The sequence below is a fragment of the Kitasatospora sp. NPDC092286 genome, from assembly GCF_044755565.1.
In the GTDB taxonomy this organism is placed as follows: domain Bacteria; phylum Actinomycetota; class Actinomycetes; order Streptomycetales; family Streptomycetaceae; genus Kitasatospora.
Window position 1 is genome coordinate 215253 of record NZ_JBIVRD010000006.1, and the last position, 23313, is coordinate 238565.

19 protein-coding genes are annotated in these 23313 nt (G+C 71.8%); 9 read left to right on the forward strand and 10 right to left on the reverse strand.

Annotated features, from left to right (window positions below; genetic code table 11):
• Nucleotides 1-96: 96 nt before the first annotated feature.
• From ACIQIB_RS08775 to ACIQIB_RS08785, 3 genes are read right to left on the reverse strand one after another with little or no spacing between them, the layout of a single operon-like run.
• On the reverse strand, nt 97-1320 hold the full coding sequence (locus tag ACIQIB_RS08775; RefSeq protein ID WP_400757344.1) for a cytochrome P450: 1224 nt from the start codon (nt 1318-1320) through the stop codon (nt 97-99).
• Nucleotides 1317-4430, reverse strand: a complete 3114-nt coding sequence (locus ACIQIB_RS08780; RefSeq protein ID WP_400757346.1) for an amino acid adenylation domain-containing protein — start codon at nt 4428-4430, stop codon at nt 1317-1319. The genes ACIQIB_RS08775 and ACIQIB_RS08780 overlap by 4 nt, the downstream gene beginning before the upstream one ends.
• 46 nt (nt 4431-4476) lie before the next feature.
• On the reverse strand, nt 4477-4920 hold the full coding sequence (locus tag ACIQIB_RS08785; RefSeq protein ID WP_400757348.1) for a pyridoxamine 5'-phosphate oxidase family protein: 444 nt from the start codon (nt 4918-4920) through the stop codon (nt 4477-4479).
• Nucleotides 4921-5326: 406 nt separating this feature from the next.
• Between ACIQIB_RS08785 and ACIQIB_RS08790 the strand changes: the two genes are divergently transcribed.
• Nucleotides 5327-6067, forward strand: a complete 741-nt coding sequence (locus ACIQIB_RS08790) for an SDR family oxidoreductase (protein ID WP_363607810.1) — start codon at nt 5327-5329, stop codon at nt 6065-6067.
• Nucleotides 6068-6161: 94 nt separating this feature from the next.
• Here ACIQIB_RS08790 and ACIQIB_RS08795 read toward each other — a convergent pair whose 3' ends face one another.
• The 6 genes from ACIQIB_RS08795 to ACIQIB_RS08820 all read right to left on the reverse strand — a co-directional run bounded on the left by ACIQIB_RS08795 (nt 6162) and on the right by ACIQIB_RS08820 (nt 12720).
• Nucleotides 6162-7532 (reverse strand): erythromycin esterase family protein, encoded by a 1371-nt coding sequence (locus tag ACIQIB_RS08795; protein ID WP_400757349.1) that lies wholly within the window; start codon nt 7530-7532, stop codon nt 6162-6164.
• Nucleotides 7533-7701: 169 nt separating this feature from the next.
• Nucleotides 7702-8325: a GPP34 family phosphoprotein gene (locus ACIQIB_RS08800; RefSeq protein WP_363607808.1), complete on the reverse strand. Its 624-nt coding sequence runs from the start codon at nt 8323-8325 to the stop codon at nt 7702-7704.
• Between the two features lie 19 nt (nt 8326-8344).
• Nucleotides 8345-8575 carry a hypothetical protein gene (locus tag ACIQIB_RS08805; protein ID WP_400653750.1) on the reverse strand — a complete coding sequence of 77 codons (231 nt, stop codon included), beginning with the start codon at nt 8573-8575 and terminating at the stop codon, nt 8345-8347.
• 13 nt (nt 8576-8588) lie between these two features.
• Nucleotides 8589-9527 carry an SPFH domain-containing protein gene (locus ACIQIB_RS08810; RefSeq protein ID WP_400653751.1) on the reverse strand — a complete coding sequence of 313 codons (939 nt, stop codon included), beginning with the start codon at nt 9525-9527 and terminating at the stop codon, nt 8589-8591.
• A gap of 151 nt (nt 9528-9678) precedes the next feature.
• On the reverse strand, nt 9679-11796 hold the full coding sequence (locus ACIQIB_RS08815; RefSeq protein ID WP_400757351.1) for an alkyl/aryl-sulfatase: 2118 nt from the start codon (nt 11794-11796) through the stop codon (nt 9679-9681).
• 375 nt (nt 11797-12171) lie between these two features.
• On the reverse strand, nt 12172-12720 hold the full coding sequence (locus ACIQIB_RS08820) for a hypothetical protein (protein WP_363607804.1): 549 nt from the start codon (nt 12718-12720) through the stop codon (nt 12172-12174).
• 84 nt (nt 12721-12804) lie between these two features.
• Between ACIQIB_RS08820 and ACIQIB_RS08825 the strand changes: the two genes are divergently transcribed.
• The 8 genes from ACIQIB_RS08825 to ACIQIB_RS08860 all read left to right on the forward strand — a co-directional run bounded on the left by ACIQIB_RS08825 (nt 12805) and on the right by ACIQIB_RS08860 (nt 22275).
• The gene (locus ACIQIB_RS08825) at nt 12805-13350 is read left to right on the forward strand and encodes a hypothetical protein (protein WP_400757353.1); all 546 of its coding nucleotides are present in this window, start codon (nt 12805-12807) and stop codon (nt 13348-13350) included.
• Between the two features lie 94 nt (nt 13351-13444).
• Entirely contained in the window at nt 13445-14245 is an 801-nt protein-coding gene (locus ACIQIB_RS08830) for a helix-turn-helix domain-containing protein (protein WP_400757355.1), read from the forward strand.
• Nucleotides 14242-15441, forward strand: a complete 1200-nt coding sequence (locus tag ACIQIB_RS08835) for a M20 family metallopeptidase (RefSeq protein ID WP_400757357.1) — start codon at nt 14242-14244, stop codon at nt 15439-15441. Before ACIQIB_RS08830 ends, ACIQIB_RS08835 begins: the two co-directional genes overlap by 4 nt.
• Before the next feature lie 321 nt (nt 15442-15762).
• Nucleotides 15763-17049 (forward strand): methyltransferase, FxLD system, encoded by a 1287-nt coding sequence (gene fxlM, locus ACIQIB_RS08840; protein ID WP_363607014.1) that lies wholly within the window; start codon nt 15763-15765, stop codon nt 17047-17049.
• 5 nt (nt 17050-17054) lie between these two features.
• Nucleotides 17055-17255: an FxLD family lanthipeptide gene (locus ACIQIB_RS08845; protein WP_400757358.1), complete on the forward strand. Its 201-nt coding sequence runs from the start codon at nt 17055-17057 to the stop codon at nt 17253-17255.
• A 93-nt stretch (nt 17256-17348) separates the two neighbouring features.
• Nucleotides 17349-20039 (forward strand): lantibiotic dehydratase, encoded by a 2691-nt coding sequence (locus ACIQIB_RS08850; RefSeq protein ID WP_400757360.1) that lies wholly within the window; start codon nt 17349-17351, stop codon nt 20037-20039.
• A 2-nt stretch (nt 20040-20041) separates the two neighbouring features.
• Nucleotides 20042-21265, forward strand: coding sequence for a lanthionine synthetase C family protein (locus ACIQIB_RS08855; RefSeq protein WP_400757361.1), 1224 nt, complete (start codon nt 20042-20044; stop codon nt 21263-21265).
• A complete protein-coding gene (locus ACIQIB_RS08860; protein WP_400757363.1) occupies nt 21247-22275 on the forward strand; it encodes a thiopeptide-type bacteriocin biosynthesis protein in 1029 nt (342 codons plus the stop codon). The genes ACIQIB_RS08855 and ACIQIB_RS08860 overlap by 19 nt, the downstream gene beginning before the upstream one ends.
• On the opposite strand, the gene ACIQIB_RS08865 is transcribed toward ACIQIB_RS08860, so the two are convergent.
• A partial coding sequence (locus ACIQIB_RS08865; RefSeq protein WP_400757365.1) for a TniQ family protein occupies nt 22258-23313 on the reverse strand: 1056 nt, incomplete at its 5' end. The genes ACIQIB_RS08860 and ACIQIB_RS08865 overlap by 18 nt on opposite strands.

Genomic DNA, 23313 nt, shown 5'->3' on the forward strand with positions numbered 1-23313 from the left:
TACGAGGTGATCGCGTACGAGGTGGCCGGGTACGAGGTGGCCGGGTGTGAGGTGGCCGGGTGTGAGGTGGCCGGGTGTGAGGTGGCCGGGTGGGTCTCACCAGCTGACCGGGAGGGTCAGCGGTGACTTGGTCACGGATTCGTCGTCCCAGGCGGGTTCCTGTCCTTGGGCGAGGCGCAGCCGCGGGAAGCGGTCGAGCAGCGCCTCGACTCCCGTGGTCAGTTCGGCGCGGGCCAGGTGGGCGCCGAGGCAGTTGTGGGCCCCCCGTCCGAAGGCGAGGTGGCCCCCGCGGCCCGTGGTCGCGCCGGCCCGGTCCAGGTCGAGCCGGTCGGCGTCGGCGAAGACCCGCTCGTCGCGGTTGGCGCAGGCCGGTACGGGGATGACGGCGTCGTCCTCGCGGATCGTCCGCCCGTGCAGTTCGATGTCCTCGGTCGCCAGGAGGATCACGGTGCCGTTCATCACCGGCATGTAGCGCAGGAACTCCTCCACCGCGCCGGGCAGGAGGCCGCGGTCGTCGCGCAGGCGGGCCCAGAGGTCCGGCCGGTCGAGCAGGGTGTGCACGGTGTCGGCCAGGAAGAAGCTGCTGATGCCGAAGCCGACGGTGAGCATGGACAGCCCGAAGGCCAGTACGTCGTCGTGGGTCAGCTCGCCGTCGTCGCACCGGCGGACCAGCAGGGTCAGGACGTCGTCGCCGGGCCGGCCCCGCTTCCGGGCGATCAGTCCGGCGACGTACTCGCGCAGCAGGCCGGTGACCCGGCGGCCCTCCTGGGAGGTCACCATGCCGCCGAGGGCCGCGTCCAGGACCGGGAGGAACCAGTCCCGGTCCTCGAAGGGGATGCCCACCAGGTCGCAGAGCACGAGCAGGGGGAAGGGGTCGGTGAAGCCGGCGACCAGGTCGCCGGGCGGGCCGTTCTCCTCGAACGCCCGCAGCAGTCGCCCGGCGAGCCCGCGGATGCGCGGCAGGTGGTCGCGCACGGCCCGGGAGCTGAACGGCTCGGCCAGGGCCCGGCGCAGGGCCGCGTGCCGGGGGCCGTCGAGTTCGGCGATCGTGACCAGGCGCGGCCCGTCGTCCGCGGGCTGCCCGGGGCGCGACGGCCAGTCGTTGATGGTCGGCCTGATCAGCCGGGGGTCCGCGAAGAGCATCCGGACGTCCTCGTACCGGGTGGCGTACCAGGCGGTCGCGTCCATCGGCATCCTGACCCTGGCCAGGGGGCAGCTCTCGCGCAGCCGCGCGGACTCCCCGGGCGGCCCCATGGTGCCCGGCGGCGGGAGCGGGAAGTCCAGGACGTCCGGCTCGGCGCCGGGCCGCCGCGCGCTCATGTCCGCTCCCCTTCGGGGTGGCCGCGGCCGGGGCGTTCGATGTAGCCGGTGGCGTAGAAGTACTCCAGGTAGCGGTCCAGCAGCTCCGCGTCGACGGGAGGGCAGTGCAGGCCCGAGGTGGCCAGGTCGCGCTCGACGTTGGCCCGCCCGACGGTCGGGAAGGTGCCCTCGAAGTACATCTCCTTGACGGACATGTCGGCCTGCTTGCAGCGGTCCACGCACAGCGAGACGAACGGGGCGGTGGGGCTCGTGGGGTGCCGCGCGACGTGGCGGACGAGCTCGCCCACCCACTCCTCGTAGGGGAGCCGGGAGATCCGGTGGCCGGCCGTGTCCATCCGGTCGAGCATGTCGCGCAGGCCCGCGGGGCGGGGGTTGGTCATGTGGTAGGTCCGGCGGGTGGTGCGGTGGGTGGTGGCGATGTGCACCAGGGCGTCGGAGAGGAAGTCCACCGGGACGAAGTCCAGCGGCAGCGGGATGTCGGGGGCCAGCCCGGTCTCGCTGATCGTCTTGAACAGCGAGCAGATCGCGGTGTCGGTGTTGCAGGCGCCGGTGCGCCGGTCTCCGGTGATCTCGTACGGACGGTAGACCGCCACCGGCAGGCCCTGGGCCTGGTCCGCGGCGTCGCGCAGCACCTCCTCGGCGACCCACTTGCTCTCGGCGTAGCCCATGGTGAGCCGGTCGGCGTGGTCGAGCGGCAGGTCCTCGTCGACGTGCCGTACGCCGGCGGTTCCGAAGCCGGCGAGCACCGCGATGGTGGAGAGGAAGTGCACCGGCACCCGGCGTCCGGCCGCCAGCCGGACGAGCTCTCTGGTGCCGTCCACGTTGGTGCGGCGCAGCGCGTCGTACGGATAGATGAAGTTGACCTGCGCGGCCGAGTGGATCACCAGGTCGAGGGTGTCGGCGAGTTCGTCGGCGCGGCCCGGCTCCAGTCCGAGGCCGGGCTCGGCGAGGTCGGCGGGGAGGCAGACGACGCGGTCGGCGGTTTCGGGGGTGGCGAGGCCGAAGCGGGCGAGGTTCCGCATCACCTTCTGCCGGGCGTGGGCGGGGGCCCGGCTTCGTACCGGGCAGTGCACCCGGGCGTCGGTGCGGCGCAGCAGCGCGGCCAGGAGGAAGGCGCCGACGAAGCCGGAGGCGCCGGTGAGCAGCACCTCCGCGGGGTGGCGCCAGTCCGGCTCCGGCCCGCGCGGCGGCGGGAGGGTGAAGCCCAGCCGTGCCTCGGCGCGGAAGTCCACCGGGCCCGCGTCGGCGTTCACCCCGCCGGGCCGGCCCTGGACGGCGGTGACGGCGGCGGTGAAGTCCTCCAGTGTGGGGGAGCGCAGCAGGCTGTGGACGAGGGTGCGGCCGTGCCGGGCGTCGAGGTCGAAGGCGGTCAGCGTACGGGTGACGGCCTCGGCCGCCAGCAGGGAGTCGCCGCCGATGTCGAAGAAGCTGTCGCCCGGTGCCGGGTGCACACCCAGCACCACCTGCCAGATCCGGGCCACCGCGCCTCGCGGGCCGGGCGCGGTGCCGTTCACCGCCGGCTGGGCGGCGGCCTCCTCGGTCGCCGCCAGCCCGCGCAGCCGGTGGCGGTCGACCTTGCCGCCGGCCGTCACCGGGAACCGCGCGAGTTCCACCAGCCGCGCGGGCACCGCGGCCGCAGGCAGCCAGGTGGCGAGACCGCCGCGGATGCGGTCCAGGGGCAGCGCCCGGCCGGGGCGGGCCGGTGTCACGTACCCGATCAGGGAGTCGCCGTCCCGTTCGACGACGGCCTCGCCCACCGCGTCGTCCGCGCGCAGCCGCGTCTCCACCTCGTCCGGCTCGATGCGGTGCCCGCGCAGTTTGATCTGCCGGTCCACCCGGGACCGGTACTCCAGTAAGCCGTCGGGGCGCCGGACCACGCGGTCACCGGTGCGGTAGAGGCGCGTACCGGGCTCGACGAGGTCGTCGACGAAGCGCTCGGCGGTCAGCTCGGGGTCGCCGAGGTACCCCAGTGCGAGCCCGTCCCCGCCGACGAGGAGTTCGCCCTCCTCGCCGGTGCCGGCGAGTGTGCCGTCCGGGCGCAGCACATGACAGGTGGAGTTCTCCAGGGGGAGGCCGATCGGCACGGCCGTCGCCTCGGGAGGCAGGTCGTGCAGCATGTGTGCGGTGGAGACCACGCTGTTCTCGGTCGGGCCGTAGAAGTTGACCACGGTGGTGTCCGGGCAGGCCGCCAGTATCGCGCGGGCCAGCTCCGCGTCCATCGCCTCGCCTCCGGCCGAGGCGAACCGCAGGGACCGCAGCGCCGAGGGCCTGGTGCGCGCGATGTGGTGGAACACCCCGGTGGTCAGGTAGGCGACGCCGACCCGTTCGGAGAGCAGGAGCGACTCCAGGGCGGCCGGCGACAGCAGTTCCTCCTGGTCGGCGATCACGAGGCAGGCGCCGGCGAGCAGCGCGGGCCAGATCTCGATCGAGGAGGCGTCCGAGGAGAGGCCGTAGGCGTGCAGCACCCGCTCACCGGGTCGCGGCCGCTGCCGGACCAGGTCGGAGGCGGCCAGCCGGACGACTCCGCGGTGCGGGATCGCCACCGGTTTGGGGCGGCCGGTCGAGCCGGAGGTGAACATCACGTAGGCGCAGTCCGCGGGGAGTGCCCGGGCCTGCGGTACCGCGGCCGGGGCGGTCGGGGCGGGCGGTCCGGTCCGGGCGGCCGGGGCCGGGCCGCCCAGGTCGATGCGGGAACGCACGCGCCGGATGCGGCGGGAGCTGCCGGGCAGTGCGACGACGGTGTGCACCCCCGCGTCCTCGGCCATCGCCTGCAGACGCGCGGGCGGTGAGGCGTCGTCGAGCGGGACGTAGGCCGCACCGGTCTTGAGGATGCCCAGGAACGCGACCAGCGCCTCCGGAGAGCGGGCCCCGCACACCCCGACCGTGTCGCCGTACCGCACGCCGGAGTCGTACAGCCGGGCCGCCAACGCGTCGGAGCGGAGCTTGAGTTCGCCGTAGCTGATGCTGCGGCCGTGCTGGACGGAGGCGATGGCCCGCGGGCGGTGCGCCGCCCTGGAGTCGAACAGCTCATGGAGGCACCGATCGCGTGGATACGGCACCGCCGCGGCGTGCTCGGCCGTCGCCTGATGCGTCGTTGTTCGGGTGTTCATCGGGATGTCACGCTCTCTGCCGCGCACCGACCGCGTGCGCGGGAAGCTACGGTTCGAACTCCTCGGCGAAGGCGGCGAAGTCGGCGGTCCGCCATCTCTCGGGCCTCATGCGGATGAGGACGTCGTCGGCCAGCTGCCGCTGGTTGGCGTCCAGGTAGGCCGCCGCCGTGTCCGCGTCCAGATACCGGTGGGCCAGCTCCTCGCGTTCGGCCGGCGGCAGCGGGTCCTCGACGGCCACCACCGGCCCCTCCACGCTGACGTAGCGGTAGGGCGCCGACTCGACCTGCGCGCAGAGGCTGAACCGGCCCGCACCGCGGATGAGCCGGGCCTTCAGCGTCTCCCGCCCGGTCTGGATCGTCACCGGCCCGCCCGGCCGGTAGGAGTACCAGAGCGGGACGAGCAGCGGTCCGCCGCCGTCGCGCGTGTCGTCCACCCCCAGGATTCCCACGTGCGGGCCGGCGAGGAACGCCTCCCGGGCTTCGACCGACATCCTGAGATCCACTGGTACCGCCTCGATTCGGCAGAGCACGCATCCGGCATCGATTCGCGCTACGGAGGGTGAGCGACGGGGGCCTCCGGGCGGTCGGCGTGTGACCGCCGCAGGTCTGTGCGAGTCCTCGGTCGTCCTCATCCGGTGCACACGGCCTTCGGGAACCCGGTGGCGCGGCCAGGGCAGGGGGCCGGGGCCGTGCCGGGCTCTCTCTTCCACATTTCCACCACACCCGGGTGGCTCGCATCCCGGCGGCCGCGCACGCGGCGCCTCCGCGCCCCTTCCGGGGCCGGGCGGCGCCGGTGGACACGGAACGCCCCGGGGAATTCCCGGCGGGGGTTCGGCGCTCCCACCAGAAGCAGCTCCAGTGATGGTCGAAGCAGTGCTGGTCAAGGGAGTGGAAACCATGGGACAGCTGGATGGAAAGATCGCCCTGGTGACCGGGGGCTCGGCCGGGATCGGTCTTGCCGTCGCCCGCCGGTTCGCCGCCGAAGGCGCCACCGTCTACCTCACCGGCCGGCGCAAGGCCGAGCTGGACGAGGCCGTGGAAGCCATCGGCGGACGGGCCGTAGGCGTCCAGAGCGATGTGTCGAACCTCGATGACCTCGACCGGCTCTTCGCGGCGATCGAGGCACGCAGCGGACGGCTGGACGTCGTGGTGGCCAACGCCGGTGTCGGCGCGTTCGCCCGGCTCGGGGAGATCACCGAGGAGCACTACGACAGGACCTTCGGCATCAACGTCAAGGGGGCGATCTTCACCGTCCAGAAGGCGCTGCCCCTGCTGTCGGACGGCGCCTCGGTGGTCGTGCTCTCCTCCACCAACGCGTCGAGGGGCGTCGAGTCGATGAGCGTCTACAGCGCCACCAAGGCTGCCGACCGCAACCTCGTCCGCACGTGGGCCGCCGAGCTCGCGGGCCGCGGCATCCGGGTCAACGCCATCAGCCCCGGCCCGATCGAGACTCCCGCCGTCAGCGGTCTGGGCGCGGGGGAGGCGCCCGTGGTGGACGAGCTCGTCGCCAGGATTCCGCTGGGCCGGATCGGGCGCCCCGACGAGGTCGCCGCCGCGGCCCTCTTCCTCGCCTCGGACCAGAGCTCCTTCACCACCGGAGCCGAACTCTTCGTCGACGGCGGCCTCAACCAGGTCTGACCGGCCCGGCGCGGGCGGGGTTCGGCGGCCGCACATCTCCTCGCGGCCCGGACCCGGACCGGCGCCGGGTCCAGACCGGCCCCTCGGTCAGCGGCTAGGGGCGCAGCTGGTCGGCTTCGCGGATGCGGTGGAGGTGGATGAGGACGTCGTAGCTGGAGGCTATCCGGATGTCGGCGAGGGGGACGGGGTATTCGGTGCCGATGCTGCGGGTGGGGCGGGCGGTGTCCAGCCAGGTGCGGGCGGCGGGTGGGGCGGTGCGGATGTCGAGGTAGTAGTCCCGGTGGCGGACCTTGTCGAGGGTTTCCTCGTTGGTGCCGGGCCCGGCCGCGTCGACGGTGTACTTCTTCCACGGGCCGCCGAGGCTCTGGTCCTTGGACAGGAAGGAGCCCCGGTCGAAGGTGAATCCGATGGGGAGGTAGTCCTTGCCGAGCAGGTCGCGCAGGAACGCGCCCTGCACCTTGGGGTAGGTCTCGGGGATGTCGGTCACGTACCCCACATGGGAGTTGTGCGCCGACAGCAGCATCCGGTGGCCGGTGTGCCGTTGCCACCAGGCGGTGTTGTCGGCCATCAGCTGGTCGCGGTAGAGCATCGCGACGGGGATGACCGCGGGGTCGGCGAGGTCGAAGGCGAGGAACGTGGCGGTCTGGGCGATGGACCGGGCGTGCTGCACCGTCCACTCGAACTCGGTTCCGCCTGCGCCCTGTCGGCCGGTGAGCAGCTCCAGGGCCTGCCGGGCGTTGGCGGCGAGCCGCTGTCGTTCCGCGAGCGGGCCGGCCAGGTAGGCGAAGCTGTCGTCGAGGGGGCGCAGGCCGGTGTAGAGCTCGGTGAAGCGCGGCAGCAGCTCCGGGTGCTGCCGCTGCACGTAGCCCGTCACCCGCGCGAAGAGGTCGTCGCCCACCTTGGGGGCGCCGATGTCGTCGCCCATGAAGTGGACCTTGTGGCCGGGGTGGCGGCGGTTGTGGTCCCGCATCCACTCGATGAGGCTGACGAACTCCTCGCGTTCCCAGGGGGATTCGCCCAGTTCCTCCTTGACGATCCGGCGTGCGTCTCCCCGGCCGCCCTGGAGGTACTCGTCGATCCGCAGTCCGGCGGGCCAGCTCATCTCCAGGGCGAAGGTGGTGAATCCCCTCTCCTCGACGAGGTACCGGAAGACCCGTTCCTTCATGGCGAAGAACTCGTGCGAGCCGTGCGTGGCCTCGCCGAGGCCCACCACCTTGGCGCCGCCGATCATCGCCCCCAGGGGCCGCAGGTCGGCCGTGTCCGTCCCGGGCTCCGTCGACCGCAGCGGGTGGGCCGCCCGCTCCAGCGTGCGGACCGGGCCCTGCCCGCCGCCGCCCGTCGCCGGGGCTGCCGGGGCTCCCTGGGTCGTCGGCGCTGCCTGGGCCGCGGCGGGAGCCAGCAGGGCTCCCGCCGCGACGGCCGTCGTGGTCAGCAGCGTCCGTCGCCGCAGGTGCTTTCCCGTCATGCCGATCACTCCTCAACTCGCTCTCGCGGAACTGAGGATGATCATTTCCCGGGAAGCGTTCGTCGCGCGCTGCGGCCAGCATCAGACTTTCGCGGGGGGATAGCCACACCCCGCCCGGGGGCCTCGGGGCGCCTCACCTGCCGCGATACCGTTCCGGACCCTGCCGGGGTCAGGTCGCCGCGCTGTCCCGGGCGGCGATCGCCTGGCGCAGGGCGCGCGGGACCGGGCCGCAGAGCGCGGCGAGTGCGGCGATCCGTTCCCGCTGTTCGCGGCGCAGCTTCCGGGGCAGGACCAGGGCGAGCCGGGCCGCGTCGGCGAGGGCGACCAGCGCCGCGTCGCCCGGCTCGACCCGGGAGAGCGGTCCGTGCAGGGCCGAGGAGACCGCGGCGGCCAGGGCCTTGCGGACCCGGGGGTCGCGCGGGGTGGGCCGGACGGTGCGGAAGAGGCCGAGCACACGGTGCTCGTCGAGGCGGATCCAGCCGGTGGCCGCGAGGCCGTCCCGGACGGCGCGGGTGGTGCGCCGGCGCCGTCCGATCCAGTTCCTCCAGCGGCGGGGCCGGCCGTCGGCGAGCTCCGTGAGGATGCCGGCGAGCACCGGGTCGAGCCCGGCCGGGGCCCGGCCGGTGACCTCCGGCCTGCCGTTCGCGTCGCGGAGCAGGCCGCGCTGGAGGAGGTCGGTGAGGGCCGCGGCGCGCAGCAGCGGTTCGAGGTTGTGCGTACCGGTCAGGCGGCCCCGTTCGGGGTCGTGGGCCAGCAGGTAGAGCTGGCCGGGCAGGGTGCCGGGCAGTTCCATGGCGGGACTCCAACCGTCCTCAGGGAGCTTGGTGTTGGTCCGGTTCCGGCTCGCCGTTCCTGGGCGGGCGGCCGCGCCTGGGCAGGCGGGGTACGCCGCCCGGCATCCGGCCGCCCTCGGTCAGGGCCCGGCGGAGCAGGAACTCGATCTGCGCGTTGGTGCTGCGCAGTTCGTCCGAGGCCCAGCGGGCCAGTGCGTCGTGGACGGCCGGGTCCAGGCGCAGCAGGATCTTCTTTCGCTCCGGCGCCACCTGGACGCACCTCCTACTGGTACAGGGAGCCGGTGTTGACCACCGGCTGGGTGCCCCGGTCGCCGCAGAGCACGACCAGCAGGTTGCTCACCATGGCGGCCTTGCGCTCCTCGTCCAGCTCGACCACGTCGCGCTCGGCGAGACGGTCCAGGGCGAGCTCCACCATGCCCACCGCGCCCTCCACGATCAAGCGGCGGGCGGCGACCACGGCGCTGGCCTGCTGGCGCTGCAGCATCACCTGCGCGACCTCGGGGGCGTAGGCGAGCCGGGTGATCCGGGACTCCACCACCCGCACGCCGGCCGAGGCGACCCGGGTGGAGATCTCCTCGGAGAGCTTGCGGGTGATCTCGTCCGCGCTGTCGCGCAGCGACAACTGCCCGGGCTGGTGGGCGTCGTACGGGTAGCTGTTGGCGATGTGGCGCACCGCGGTCTCGGTCTGGATGGCGACGAACTCGGTGAAGTCGTCCACCTCGAAGGTGGCCTTCGCGGTGTCCTCGACCTGCCAGACGACCACGGCGGCCATCTCGATCGGGTTGCCGTCGGAGTCGTTGACCTTGGTGGTCTCGGTCTCGTGGTTGCGGATCCGGGTGGATATCCGCCGGCGGGAGGTGAAGGGGTTGACCCAGGTCAGCCCGTCGGCGCGGATGGTGCCCCGGTAGCGGCCGAGCAGCTGCACCACCCGGGCCTGGCCGGGGGCCACGGCGGTCAGGCCGCAGAGCAGGATCACCGAGGCGAGCAGTACGACCGGGCCGGCCGAGGTCAGGGCGATTCCGGCGGCCGAGCCGCTCTGGGCGGCCAGGACGATGCCGACGACGGTCGTCGCGGCGCTGCCGAGGAGCAGCAGCAGGCCGAGCGCGAGCACGGGCAGCCCGGCGCTTCCGGTGATGACGCGTTCGGTGACCTTGGGGGCGGGCATTTCGACGCCCTCGAAGGCGTGGTCTTGAGCGGCCATCGGGCCGGCTCCTCTCGTCCTCGGTCCGCACGGTCACGGACTTAGCAAAGTGATATCACTTTTCAGTCGGACGGGGAAGGACCGGGAAGCGCCGGGGGAGGGGGTGCGAACCGGGCCGGCTTCGGGTGAAGCCGGCCCGGTGTCGTGACACTCAGCGGGTGCGCGGGGTGACGATCGGGAACTTCGGGTCGGGGAGGGTCAGGGTGTCGAAGACGGCGTCGGCCGCCTGCTGAGCCTTCTCGCCGTCCAGCGTGATCTTGTTCTCCCGCACCGCCTGGTCGAAGTTCCTCCGGAAACCGGGGGTCTGAGCCACTTCGTTGAGCGTCTGACGGCTGAGCGTGATGGTGGCGTCCGGCACCTCGAGGAGGCGGTCGCCGTCCGCCACGAACACCAGCACGCCGTTGCGCAGAGTCGTGGTGCACTTCTCGCCGGTGTCCGTGAACACCCAGTTGAGGGCGATCGGGAGGCGGTGCCGGTCCGCGGCCGTCGGCCCGTCCACGCTCCGGGCGAGGGCGGAGAAGAACTGCTCCAGGGTGGTGCTGCGCACCAGGTCGGCCGAGCTCTGGCTGGTGATCAGCGGCTGCGGGCCGTTGACGACCTCCTGGGCGCCGGTGAGGTAGGCGTTGCGCCAGGTGCCGTTGGCGCTGCCGTAACCGAGCTGGGTGAGGACCTTGGCCTGCAACTCCCTGGCCCGGGTGACCTGCGGCTCGGCGAGCGGGCTGCCCGACTCGGCCGCCGCCCCGAAGATGACGTGGTTGAGCAGTTCGGCGGCCCAGCGGAAGCCGTCCGGGGTGTCGGTGTCATAGGCCCGCTGGGCCAGGGCGATCACGGCCTCGGCGCCGCCCATCGCCTCCACGTAGGCCGCGCCCGACTGGACGGGCGGGAGCTGCCACAGGTGGGCCGGGTTGCCGTCGTACCAGCCCATGTAACGCTGGTAGACCGCCTTGAGGTTGTGGCTCACCGAGCCGTGGTAGCCCTGGTTGTGCCAGTGGTCGTTCAGGCCCGCCGGGAGGGTCGGCAACTCCTCGGCGATCTCGGTCCCGGTGCGGCCGGCGTTGATCAGCCGCAGGGCCTGGTCGTTGAGGTAGGCGTACATGTCGCGCTGCCTGTCGAGGAATTCGAGGATGCGCCCGTTGCCCTGCTCGTCACCCCACATCGGCCAGTGGTGCGAGGCGAACAGGACGTCGGTCTCCTTGCCGAAGGTCTGGATCGCCTCGGTGAGGTACTTCGACCACGCGTGCGCGTCCCGCACCTGCGCCCCGCGCAGGCTGAGGATGTTGTGCATGGTGTGCGTGGCGTTCTCCGCGATGCACAGGGTCCGGGCGTCCGGGAAGTAGATGTTCATCTCCGCCGGGGCCTCGGTGCCCGGCGTCAGCTGGAACAGCATCTGGACGCCGGCCAGGTCGAACTCGTACAGCCCCGGCCGCCAGGGGATGACGTAGGTGTCCTTCCACCGGTCCTTCGGGACCGGCTGGTGGAGCGGGCCGCCGATGTATTCCGTCGGCGGGACGAGGGTCACCTCGCCCGTGGAGATGGTCGTGCCCAGGCCCGAACCGACCTGGCCCGTCGGGCTCTTGTCCAGCTGCGCCGCGTACATGTACTGCGCGCGCCGGGCCATCGCGGGGCCCGCGTAGACGTTCTCGCTGATCGCGTGTTCGAGGAAGCCCTCCGGCGCGACGACGGGAACACCAGGCTCCAGCGGGTCGCCCTGTTCGGCGAAGAGGCCGCGGGAGCCGCCGAAGTGGTCGACGTGACAGTGGGTGTAGACGACGCCCTTGACGGGCCGCTGCTCCTTGGAGAGTTCCGTCCGGTCCCGGAACAGCTTGAGCGCGGCCCGCGCGGTCTCGTAGCAGGCCAGCGGGTCGATGACGACCAGGCCCGCATCGTGCTCGACGATCGTCATGTTGGACAGGTCGTAGCCGCGGACCTGGTAGATCCGGTACTCGCGGCTGCTGTGGACCAGGAACAGCCCGGCGATGGCGGTCAGCTGGCCCTGCCGCTGCAGGCTGCCGTTGACCGTCGGCGGTTCGGAGCTCGGGTCGGGATCGAGGAACTCGTACGCGGTGAAGTCCCAGACGACCTTCCCGGAGTCCTTGCGGGACCAGATGACGTTGGTCCCGGGCAGGGCGATCAGACCGCGGCTGGCATCGGCGAAGTCCTGGCCGCCCGTCTGGTCGCCGGTCTCGACGGCCTCCACGGACTTCCGGTTCGCCTCGGCGACGCCGGGAGTGGGCTCGATGAGGTCGGCGTACCCGGGCTTGTCGGACATGACGAAACCACCTTTCACGTCAGTGCGAGGGAGCCGCATTGCGGACAGGTCGTCACGCTATGTGCACGATTGACTACGTACAAGGGTGGTGATCCGGCCAGGGCATTGGCTTGATCCCCGGGGCCTTACGCGCCATCTGAAGGTGCGCTTCACCCGAAGGCCGGCAGTGTTCCGGCGTCGTCGAGGCCGGCGGCGAAGTCCGCGTCGGCCTCGACGGCCGTGGAAGAGCGTCGCAGGGCCGGTCGTCGACGTCGTCACCGTCGGGTTCCGACCGCCCTGCCCCGCCTGCGGCTGCCCCCTGCCGGCGGCCGCCCGGCCGGAGGCGTGCTCCTGTCGGGCGCGCACTCCTGCCGGGCGGCCGTCGCGCCATGACCGTCAGCTGTCCGAGCGGAACGCCCCGTGGACCCGCAGGCCGCCCTGGATCGACACCTGGCCGTCGTTGGTGTGCATGATCCACCCGGTGCCCTCGTTGCGGACCGACAGGTGCCGGTTGGCGTTCACCTTCCCGAGGTACAGCGACTCCCCGTGGACGATCAGCTTGAACCGCTCGTGGTCGGTCGTCAGTTTGTCCCTGACCGTGAGGTCGCCCGCGACGACCGCACCCCCGACCTCCAGGTTCCGCATCGGCCGGAGAACGCCGTTGACGGTGAGGTCACCACCGGCGACGACGTTCCCGGCGGCGTTCAGCTCGCCCTCGGCGTCCAGCCGGCCGTGGACGACCAGCCGGGACGGGCCGTCCTGCGTCTCCAGCACGTCGCCGACCGTCAGCCCGCCCTGGATGGTCAGGCGCTCCTTCACCTGGGCCCGGTCGGTGACCAGGTCGTTCAGGTTCGCCTTGTCGGCTGTGACGGTTCCCCGCTGCCGGTCTCCGGCGCCCTGGAACACGTTCACCCCGGTGGGCGGGAAGTCGGTCTCTCCATTCACGATTTCGACAAACCGTCGGAAAAGGGTTGCGCTCTGTCCGAGTAGCATGCGCTCAATATTTCGTCAGATGCCTGGAGTTGGGCCATGCGGACGTTGGTCGTCGGATCGCGTGCCAGTCACCTCGCGAAAGCCCAGGTGAAGGAGTTCCTGACGCCGCTGCGGGAGTGCTTCCCCGAGATCGAGTTCCGCCACCAGGTGATCCTGGAAGGCGGCGACCGGGACCGGAGGACGGCCCTGTCCACGGTGTCGGCCCGTTCCGGTGGCAGCGCGTTCTCCGCCGAGCAGGAAGCCGCTCTGGTGCGGGGCGAGGCGGACGTGATCGTCCACTCGCTGAAAGACCTGCCGCCCGGCAATCCGCCCGGCCTGGTCCTGCTGCCCTCGCCGGGCAGTGAGGACGTGCCGGCCGAGCTGTGCGGTGGGTGCTCGGTGCCGATCGACGCGTACGCGAAGGCGTCGGACGGCGTCCTGGCCCTGCACACGCAGGTCACCTTCCTGGACGGGACGAAGCAGGTCGAGGCCGACTTCCCCGGCCCGGTGTCCGAGCCGGAGAAGCTGGGCGTGCTGGTGGCCGGCCTTCTCCTGGACCAGGGCGCGGAGGGCGCCCTGGCGGAGATCCGGCCGGCCTCCTGAGCGCTCAGGAGGCCGGCCGAGGCGTCCTTCCCTGTGCGACAGACGTGGGATGAACCTGATGGCGTGTTTGGTTTCGCGCGATGCGGAGGCTGTGGTGACCGGGTCGGTACGGGTGGATTCGCCGTTCAGGGAAGCGCGTCTGGCACGCAACCTGACGCTGGAGGAGGCGGCCCAGCATCTGAACAAGAAGACCGGGGGGTCGACGGACGCCAGCCTCTTGGGGGCGTGGGAGACGGGACGCAAGCGGACCGGCCTGAAGAATCGACGGGGCCTGTGCGAGCTCTACGAGCTGTCGGCGGACATCCTGTTCGCGCACCAGGACGACCGGGAGGCGGCCAGTGCCCTCGACGAGAGTGGCACCACGGAGGTCACCCGGCTCCTGACCCGCTACAGCGACCTGATCGAGGCGATGGTCGAGGTGGCGTCCGGGGCCCGTGAGCAGTTGGTGGTGACCGGCAGCCGTAGTCGGGAGCAGCCGTACCTGACCGCGATCGAGTCGGCGGTGGAGCAGCGTCCGGACCTCGTGCACTACCGGGTGCTGTACGGGCCGCCGAGGCACGCCGCGCTGGCGGTGCACCTGCTGCGGCTGCTGGAGCTGCGTGACCCGCGGGAGAGGCGCAACGGGGTACGCACCCTGCAGATCGGTCTGGTGGAGCCGCCGGACGCGATGGAGAGGTTCTTCGTGGCCTCGGAGTCGGCGGCGGTCGTGCCGATGCCGTCCTTCCACGGTGCGGACGGGTTCGACTGCGGCATCCTGCTGGGACGCGAAGCCGCGTCGGGCCTGGTCCAGCACGGACGGGAGGCGTGCGCCTCGGCACGGCCGCTGGAGACGATGGACGCTGTGCGTGCCCTGGCGGTGCGCCCCGGCGGAACGACGCTGCAAGGGGAGAGATGACGGACGACGGACTGGTGGCACGGGCCGCCGAGCAGACGGCCTCGGTCACGGCGTTGGCGCAGGAGCTGATCCGGCTGCCCAGCCGGGCGGGCGTGGACGACTACGGTCCCGTGCTCGCGGTTCTGGAGCGCTGGCTGGGCGCGCGTGACCTGCCGCACCGCCGCCTTCACGATGAACGGGGCGATCTGGTGGGCCTGCTTGTGGAGATCGAAGGCGGGCGGCCTGGACGGTGGTGGGTCCTCGACGCGTGCGTGGATACCGCTTCGTTCGGCGACGAGGACGCCTGGAGCTTCGCGCCGACGTCCGGTGAGATCCGTGATGGTTTCCTGCTTGGTAGGGGATCAGCCGACTCCAAGCTGCCGGCCGCCGTGTTCTGCCACATCGCCGCCGATCTGCAGGCCCGGGCCGCCGACTTGCACGGTGGACTCGCCGTGCTGCTGGACGTTGACGAGCACACCGGCGGCTTCGGTGGAGCCCGGGCCTATCTCGCAGACCCGCGGGCCGTCCGCCCGGCCGGCGTGATGATCGGCTACCCGGGCATGGAGGAGGTCGTCGTCGGTGGCCGCGGCCTGTGGCGGGCCCGGATCACCGTGCACGCCCCCTCCGGGCACTCCGGCTCCAGCCGCACCGTCGTCGGCGCGGTTTCCCGCGCCGCGCGCCTGGTCCAGCTCCTCGACGACGCCGAGCTGCCCCCTGGTCCGCTCGGCGGCGTCGGCTTCCCGCTCCGCCCGAAGCTGACCGTCACCGCGATCGAGGGAGGTCAAGGCTTCAGTGTCAGCCCCGACCGCTGCGACCTGAACGTCGACATCCGCACCACACCCGCCTTCGACGGCACGGACGCAGAGTCCCTGGTGCGCAAGGCCTGCGCCGAACTCGATGCCGCGTTCCCGGTCCCCGAACCCACCCAGGTCACCACCATCGCCTGCTGGCCTCCCTTCCAGCTGCGCCCCGACGAGGAGCCCGCAGCGGCGCTGTTGCAGGCGGCCCGCGCGGTCGGCCTACAGGTGCGGCCCAAGGTGGCGGGCCCGTCGAACATCGGCAACCTCCTCGCCGGTGAGGGAATCCCGGCGACGGCAGGGTTCGGTCTCCCGTACATCGGGCTGCACGGAACCGACGAGCGGGCGCACCTTGCCGAGCTCCCGCTTGTCCACGCCGCATACCACCGCGCCGTCCTGGCACTCCTGGGCGCCTCCTGACCTGCCTACCTCCCACTTCCGTACCGGATTCGTCCGAACGGGAGTCCCGGAAAGTCCCCAACTTCTTCTCTGGTAAGGCGAATCCGCCTGCGATGTGATGAGGGAGTCCGAGAAGCCGTCCGGTGGATGAGCGTCGAGCGGTCCTCGGACTGACCCCGTGCGCCGAGTGGCGATGACGCCGACCGTTGCAGGATTCATCCCTGACTTACAGTCACGATGCCTAGGCTCAGGGTGCGTTTTTGGGGGTGGGTCTGAGCAGTGGCCGATCCGGGCCGTTGGCGGCGGGCCAGCCATGCGGTACGACAGGAAGAAGGGTTCTCCATGACCGATGTGACCGTTGATCCGGATCACGCAATGAAGCTGCGTGAACAGGCCGTCGATGCCCTCATCGCGGATGGAACGATCACCTCGCCTCAGGTCGAGGTGGTGCTGCGGAAGGTGCCCCGGCACCTCTTCGTGCCTGAAGCGAGCCTGGAACAGGCATACAGCCCGTACAACGCCGTGATCACCAAGCGCGACAAATACGGCATTGACATGAGTTCGGTGTCCGCGCCACAGATCCAGGCGATGATGCTTCAGCAGGCGGAGATCGGCCCCGGCATGAAGGTGGTCGAGGTCGGAAGTGGTGGGCTGAACGCCGCCTACCTGGCCGAGCTGGTCGGCGAGGCCGGCGAGGTCGTCTCCGTGGACATCGACCCGGAGGTGGTCGCCCGCGCCAGGCATCTGCTCGCTGCGAACGGCTATCCGCAGGTGAAGGTGGTCCTTGGCGACGCCGACGAAGGCTTCCGGGCGCACCTGTCGTCCGAGGCGGACGCCATCCTGGTCACCGCCGGCGCGTGGGACATCTCCTGGGCATGGTTCGAGCAACTGGCGGAGGGCGGAAGGCTGGTGGTGCCGCTGCGGATGCGGGGCCTGACCCGGTCGGTGGCGCTCAGGAGGGTCGGCGGCCATCTGGTCAGCTCCTCCGCGCTGATCTGCGGCTTCGTGCCGATGCAAGGCGTCGCAGCGCACCAGGAGCGGTTGCTGCTGGTGCGTGGCACGGACGAGATCGGGCTCCGGTTCGACGACGGCCTGCCCGCAGACCCGAGCCTGCTCGACAACGCGGTGACCACGCCGCGTACCGAGATCTGGACCGGGGTGGAGGTCGGGCGCACGGAGCCGATCGACACGCTGCAGCTGTACCTGGCCACGCTGCTGCCCGGGTTCTGCATCATGGCCGTCGACGCCGAGCTGGACACCGGGTTGGTCGCGCCGAACAACCGGTCGTTCGCGCTGGCCGCGGTGGAAGGTGGCAACTTCGCCTACCTGACCACGCGCCGCACTCCGGACGACAAGTCCGTCGAGTACGGCGTCCACGCCTTCGGCCCCGCAGGTCCGGCGTTCGCCGACACGGTGCGCGAGCACGTGCGCGCATGGGCTCGGGAGCACCGCGGCGGCCCTGGCCCGCACATCGCCGTCTACCCGGCCGGAACCCCCGACGACCAGCTGCCCGGCGGGCGGGTCATCGATAAGAAGGACAGCAGGATCACGATCTCCTGGCCCCCGGCCGCGACCGCCGCCGAGGACCAGGTTGCCCAGCACCACTCCACTGATGGGACAGGAGAGTGATCGCGATGAACAGCATGCTCACGGCGGGCGGCGCCACGGCGCCGGCACAGGGGCCGGACACCGAGGTCGACGACTACATGCTCGACGTGCGGGTCGTCGTCGCCGCGCACCCGAACGGCAAGCTCATGTGCAGCACCGGCGACGGCTGCGGCTCGACCTGCCAGAACTCCTCGGCCTGCAACTCCTACATTGACGACCCGGCCTGACGGGACGCCGATCCGGCGCCGGTGTGCCGGGTGGAGTACCCGCCCGGTACACCAGCGCCACCCGTACGTCTGCGGATCCTGGGGAGGGATTCAGTGGCACCAAAGGCACCGATGGCGTACCAGTGGCGGGGTGGGGCCGTGCTGAGGGTCAGCACCGACCCGGGCGGCCTCGCGATCCCGCCCGATCTGGACCTGACCGGGCCCGGCGGGGAGCGGGAACGGGCGTGGCTGGCCGAGGTATGGCAGCGGGCGGAGGTTCGCGATGCCCTCGCCGTGGCCAGTCCCGTACTGGTCCAGCAGGTCACCGGGATACTGGGCGGCGGGCAGTGTGATCAGCGACGGCTTCGCAAGATCATGCTCTCGGTCACCTCGTACCTGCTGCGCTGGCAGCGGCCGACGCCGTTCGGACTGTTCGCCGGCGTGGCACCGGTGTCGGTCGGAGCGGTCCCGCTGGCTGAGTGGGGGGACAAGCACCAGGCGACGGTGCGGGCGGACGCCGAGTGGCTGGCCGAGATCGTAACCCGGCTGCAGCGCTGCCCCGAACTGCTGGAGCGTCTGCCGGTGGTCGCCAACGACAGCGCCCAGGTACGCGGGAAGCGCGTGGTCGCGCCCGGTCCGCCCGTAGACGGGCATGCCCTGCTCATGGCACCCGTCGAGGTGTCGGTGCGTCGCAGTACGCCGGTCGCGGCAGCCCTCGACGTGGCCCGGTCACCCATTCGATTCGGTGAGTTGTATGCCCTGCTCGCCTCTCGGGCCCTGGCGGCCGACGCCGGGCGCATCCGGGCGATGCTCACCGGTCTGCTGGAGCAGCATCTGCTGGTGAGCAGTCTGTGGGCTCCGATGACTTCGGTGGACGCGCTCTGCCACGTGTGTGCCGAGCTCCACGCCGCTGGGGCCAGGGAAGTGCCGGCCGTCGCGGCCCTGGTGGACGAGTTGGCGGCGATCCACCGCCTGCTCACAGTCCCCGCCCCCGCGGCGGAGTGGCCGCAGCGGGGCCAGCTGGTGGAGCGGATGCGGGCGCTGGCCGGCGTCGCGCCGGTGCCGCTCGTCGTCGACACCGCTGTGGACTGCGAGGTCCGCTTCCCCCCGGCGGTGATCCGCGAGGTGGAGGAGGCGGTGGCGGTCGTGCACCGGTTGACGCCCTACCCGTTCGGGTACCCGGCCTGGCGCGACTACCACAGCGGCTTCCGGGCCCGGTACGGCGCGGGAGCGGTCGTCCGAGTGCTGGACACGGTCGCCGCGCAGCTGTCGTTCGCGCCGAGGCGTCGACGCAATGAGAACGTCGCGCGTACCGCCCAGCTGTTGGAGCACGTGATTCCGCTGGCAGAGCATCGGGCACCGGGCGAGGGGGTGATCGCGCTCGCGGACCTGGCGGTCACCGCGGACGCCCGCTGCTTCCACCTGGTGCAGCTGTCCACCGGTCGCCGGGTCGAGCCGCGGGTTTTGCACGCGTTGGAGGCGGGCGTCCACACCCCGCCGATGGCGCGGTTTCTCGCCGAGATCACCACTGCGCGCTCGGCTGTCTACAAGGGCTTTGACTTCGGTGCCGCCGCCCGCCTGCCCTACCTTCCCCGGGTCCGGCACGGGCGCACCGTCGTGTTCCAGGCCCGCTGGCTCCTGACGGCGGGTGACCTTCCCGCCCGCACCGCGCCAGAACGGGAGTGGCAAGCGACATTGCAGCGGTGGCGCGAGCGGCTGCGGGTCCCCGAGCGCATCGCGCTGGTGGAGCACGACCAGCGGCTCCCGCTGGACCTGACCCACCCCGTTCACAGGGCTCTGCTGCGCTCGCGCCTCGATGGCACCGGCCGCGTCGAGCTGCGCGAGACCTCAGCCCCGCAGGACATGGCATGGATCGGCCGCGCCCACGAGGTTCTCCTGCCCCTGGTTCTTCATCAGCCCGCCCAGTTCGGGCCTCCGCCCCGCACAGATCCCGTTCGGGTCGCCGCAGGCGCCGGGCACCTTCCTGGGCGCTCCCGTGTCTTGCACGCCCGGCTCCATGGCCACCCGGGTCGTTTCGACGAACTGCTCACCGAGCATCTGCCCGATCTGCTCAACGCGCTCGGCGACGGGCAGCGGTGGTGGTTCAAGCGCCACCGCGAGATGGCCCGTCCCGACTCCGACCAGTACCTTGCCCTCTACCTGCACCTGCCCAGCCCCGACGCCTACGGCCAGGCGGCGGAAAAGCTCCACGACTGGGCCGAACAGTTACGTCGGCAGCGGTTGCTCGCGCGCTTGCTGCTCGTCGACTACGAGCCGCAGGAAGGCCGCTACGGGCATGGCGCGACGATGGACGCCGCCCATGCGGTGTTCGCCGCCGACTCCCTCTCCGCCGTTGCCCAGATCCGTGCCGCCGCCGCGGCAGGAATCCCCGCGCAGGCACTGACCGCAGCCAGCCTCCTCGACCTGACCACCCACCTCACGGGCTCGCCCGAGCAGGCGAGGACGTGGCTGATCGGTCGGCTGCCCCGCCACCGCGGCCGCGTCGATCGCGCCCTTCACGACCACGCCCTGGCCCTGGCCGATCGGCAGGGCGCCCACCACACGCTGCGCGCCCTGCCGGGCGGAACCGACATCGCCGCCGCCTGGCAACAGCGCGCCACCGCCCTCACCGACTACCGGCGGCTCCTGGCCGCCCAACGCGACCCGCTCACGGTCGCGCGCTCGCTGCTTCACGGGCATCACGTGCGGGCACTCGGCGTCGACCCCGACATCGAACGCCTCATCGGCCACCTCGCCCGATCCGCCGCCCTGCGGCACAGCGCCATCCATCGGGAAGCCCGGTGACCGTGAACACGCAGAGGCCATCGAGCGCGGCCGAGGCCGCCGACTTGCTGACCGCCCGTCTCACCGCGCTCGAACCCCCGCCCCCGGACGAGCCGTGGCGCGCGCACTCGCTCGCCGAAGGTGCCACCGGCACCGCGCTGCTTCACATCGAACGGGCCCGCGCCGGCCACGGCAGCTGGCCACTGGCCCACACCTGGGTCACCGCAGCGGCCGGCAGTGCTGTCAGTGCCGCCGACAACACCGGACTGTTCCTCGGCCTACCTGCGGTCGCCTTCCTCCTCGACGCCGCGGCCGGCGAATCCGGCCGCTACCGCGACGCCCGCGCCACTCTCGACCGGCACCTCGCCGACCTTGCCCACCGCCGCGTCCGCACCGCCATGGACCGCATTCGCAGTGGCAGGCCCGCGATCTTCCACGAGTACGACACCTTTTTCGGCCTGACCGGTATCGGGGCCTGCCTGCTGCGCACCGACCCGGGCGGCAGCGCCCTCGAACAGGTACTGCGCTACCTCATCGCGCTCACCCGACCCTTGCTGATCAGCGGTCAGCGGGTGCCGGGCTGGTGGGTGTCCCACGATCCCCGCCGCCGCCCCCACCCAGCGGGCCACGCCAACGTCGGCGCGGCACACGGCATCACCGGCCCGCTGATGCTGCTCGGCCAGGCCGCGCGTCACGGCATCGCCGTCGACGGCCAGTACGAGGCCATCGCCGCCATCTGCTCGTGGCTGGACACCTGGCGTCAGGACAACGGCGCCGGACCGTGGTGGCCCGAGCACCTCACCTTGGAGGCGCTGCGTACCGGCCGCCCCGACCACCCGGGGCCAGGCCGTCCGGGCTGGTGCTACGGCACCCCCGGCATCGCGCGCGCCGGGCAGATCGCCGCCATCGCCCTCGCCGAACCTGCCCGGCAACGGGCCTACGAAGACGCCTTCCACCAGTGCCTCAGTGACCCGGCACAGACTGTCCGGCTCACCGGGGCCGGACTGTGCCACGGCTGGGCGGGCGTCTACCAGAGCGCGTGGCGCACCGCCCAGGACGCCACAACCACCGAACTGGCAACGCGACTGCCTTCCCTGGCCGAGATTCTCCTCCGCCACGCCATCTCCGGCACCCGCCGGGTCCCCGGGTTTCTCGACGGGGACGCCGGTACCGCCCTCGCCCTGACCACCGCCGCCCGCAACGCCGCACCGATCTCCGGATGGGACGCATGCCTGCTGATCACCTGACCCGGCCCGGTATCCAGGCCACCCCGGTGGTCCAGACCGAGCGCGCCGTCCTGGACGTGCTGGCCGGCACCCCCCTCCTCGACGCCGCCGCCCGTGTCCACCTGGCCCCCAGCGTCCTGGACGACGCCGTCGACCGCTATCGGTGCGCGGGCCGGCAAGCCCTCCGCGAGCATGCCGGTCCCACTGACTGGTGGCAGGTGCTCATCGAGTTCACTGACTGGCACACCGCCGAGGCCACCGCGGCCCGCCACCTCCACCCGCTGCTCGCCGACGTGGCCGCCGGCGGCGAAGGGTGGTGGTTCATCCGCAAGCACCCCTGCTGGCGGATCCGGCTCCGGGCCGACAGCACGGTGAAGACGGCGGTGGGCGCCGCCCTCGACCGGCTCGTTGCCGACGGACACCTGCGCGGCTGGCGGACCAGCCGCTACGAGCCGGAAACCGCCGCGTTCGGCGGCCCCACCGCGATGGAAGTTGCGCACCAACTGTTCGGCGCCGACAGCCGCCGCATCCTGGACCTCGCCGACCGGGGCGAAGTCCCGCTCGGGCGCCGGGAGCTGTCCGTGCTGCTGTGCACCGCGCTGCTTCGCGGCGCCCGCCTGGAGTGGTACGAGCAGGGCGACGTATGGGACCGAGTCTGCCAGGAACGCCCGCTGCCTACGGAACCGGCCGGACGGCTCGACCAGACGGCGACCGCCCTGCGGACTCTGCTCCTCGCCGACACCGACATCAAGGGCCCGCTGTTCGGAGCCGCCGGCCCGCTCGTCTTCGCCACTGACTGGGCCTGTGCCTTCCACCAGGCGGGCGACGCCCTGGGCACAGCCGCGTTGGCCGGTGTCCTCGGGCGGGGCCTGCGCCACGTCCTCAGCTACCACGTCATCTTCCACTGGAACCGCCTCGGCCTGCCCACCCCAGTCCAGGCCGTTCTCGCCCACGCCGCCCGCACCGCCGTCCTCGACCCGCCCACGCTCACCGCCTCCACCTCGTGTCCTGTGTCACCGAGTCGTCCCTGATGCGGTCGCTCTGACCTGCGATGAGGAATCTTGAATGGCGAAGTGACCGTGAACTGCGGGTGCCGCCGCTCGGAGATGCGGAGAGTTTTCGCCAGTGGATCTTGCTGGATCATGAGGATGCTTGGCGAGTGCTGCTGTGGCGAGTTCGATTGCGTCGGGGTAGATGGCGGCGTCTGCGTAGGCGTCGAGGTCGGTCGAGATGCCGCAGTGGTAATTGCGGGTCTGCAGTGCGAGGAGCCGGTATCTCCAGTGGTGTGGGACGGCGGCTGGGGAGGCCGGCCAGGGCGGGACGGCTTCGACCGCGGCTTGGTGGGCGAGGGTGAGTTGCTGGGGTGTGAAGCGGCGTAGGAGGCGGTTCGCCCGGTGTTGGGCGGTGGTGATCTCGGGGCATGTGGCGAGGTCGAGGTGGGGTTCTCCGAGATCGCTGAGCCAGATTCCGTGCCGCGTGCAGACCCTCTTGTGAATCGGGAGGTGGACGGGAACGGGCTCGCGGATGCCGAGACGGGCAGAGCACCTGTGGCAGGCAGTTGTGGCCCGGACGGGGCTTTCATCGGTGCCGAAGGCGGGGAGTGCGTTGGCCAGGCCAGCGGGAGTGGTGCTGGTGAGGCGAGCAAGTTCGTGCAGGGCCCTGGTGGCTGCGGGGGCGAGCATGTGGTGCTGGGCTCGATCGTCGAGGTTGTTGGTCTTCGTGGAGAACCAGGCGGGCAGTACTGCCAGTACCTCGGTGACGGTGAGGTGGTTGGCCTGGGCGATGCGGGCCAGGTAGGAGTTGAGGGTTTCTCCTGCGACCGGGGCGACTCGCTGTGGCAGCACCGGCGTCCGCTCGTGCCTGCGGGCGAGTGTGCGGGACATCCCGGATGAGATCTGAGGATCTTCCTCCTGCGAGTTGGTTTCCTGACGGCCGGCCAGGACCAGCAGGCGCCGTCGGCGGTCCAGCTCGCGGTAGAAGGTTCTCTGGCTTCCCCGGAAGCCGAGGTCGGATACCTCTTTGAACAGAACGCTGGTCCGCAGGTGCGGATCTTCGGCGAGTCGCTGACG

What these genes read in the sequence shown, in the direction of transcription:
- ACIQIB_RS08775 (WP_400757344.1), bottom strand. Translation starts at nt 1,320, where the DNA reads ATGAGCGCGCGGCGGCCCGGCGCCGAGCCGGACGTCCTGGACTTCCCG.
- ACIQIB_RS08780 (WP_400757346.1), bottom strand. Translation starts at nt 4,430, where the DNA reads ATGAACACCCGAACAACGACGCATCAGGCGACGGCCGAGCACGCCGCG.
- ACIQIB_RS08785 (WP_400757348.1), bottom strand. Translation starts at nt 4,920, where the DNA reads ATGTCGGTCGAAGCCCGGGAGGCGTTCCTCGCCGGCCCGCACGTGGGA.
- ACIQIB_RS08790 (WP_363607810.1), top strand. Translation starts at nt 5,327, where the DNA reads ATGGGACAGCTGGATGGAAAGATCGCCCTGGTGACCGGGGGCTCGGCC.
- ACIQIB_RS08795 (WP_400757349.1), bottom strand. Translation starts at nt 7,532, where the DNA reads ATGACGGGAAAGCACCTGCGGCGACGGACGCTGCTGACCACGACGGCC.
- ACIQIB_RS08800 (WP_363607808.1), bottom strand. Translation starts at nt 8,325, where the DNA reads ATGGAACTGCCCGGCACCCTGCCCGGCCAGCTCTACCTGCTGGCCCAC.
- ACIQIB_RS08810 (WP_400653751.1), bottom strand. Translation starts at nt 9,527, where the DNA reads ATGGCCGCTCAAGACCACGCCTTCGAGGGCGTCGAAATGCCCGCCCCC.
- ACIQIB_RS08815 (WP_400757351.1), bottom strand. Translation starts at nt 11,796, where the DNA reads ATGTCCGACAAGCCCGGGTACGCCGACCTCATCGAGCCCACTCCCGGC.
- ACIQIB_RS08825 (WP_400757353.1), top strand. Translation starts at nt 12,805, where the DNA reads ATGCGGACGTTGGTCGTCGGATCGCGTGCCAGTCACCTCGCGAAAGCC.
- ACIQIB_RS08835 (WP_400757357.1), top strand. Translation starts at nt 14,242, where the DNA reads ATGACGGACGACGGACTGGTGGCACGGGCCGCCGAGCAGACGGCCTCG.
- fxlM (WP_363607014.1), top strand. Translation starts at nt 15,763, where the DNA reads ATGACCGATGTGACCGTTGATCCGGATCACGCAATGAAGCTGCGTGAA.
- ACIQIB_RS08845 (WP_400757358.1), top strand. Translation starts at nt 17,055, where the DNA reads ATGAACAGCATGCTCACGGCGGGCGGCGCCACGGCGCCGGCACAGGGG.
- ACIQIB_RS08860 (WP_400757363.1), top strand. Translation starts at nt 21,247, where the DNA reads ATGCCTGCTGATCACCTGACCCGGCCCGGTATCCAGGCCACCCCGGTG.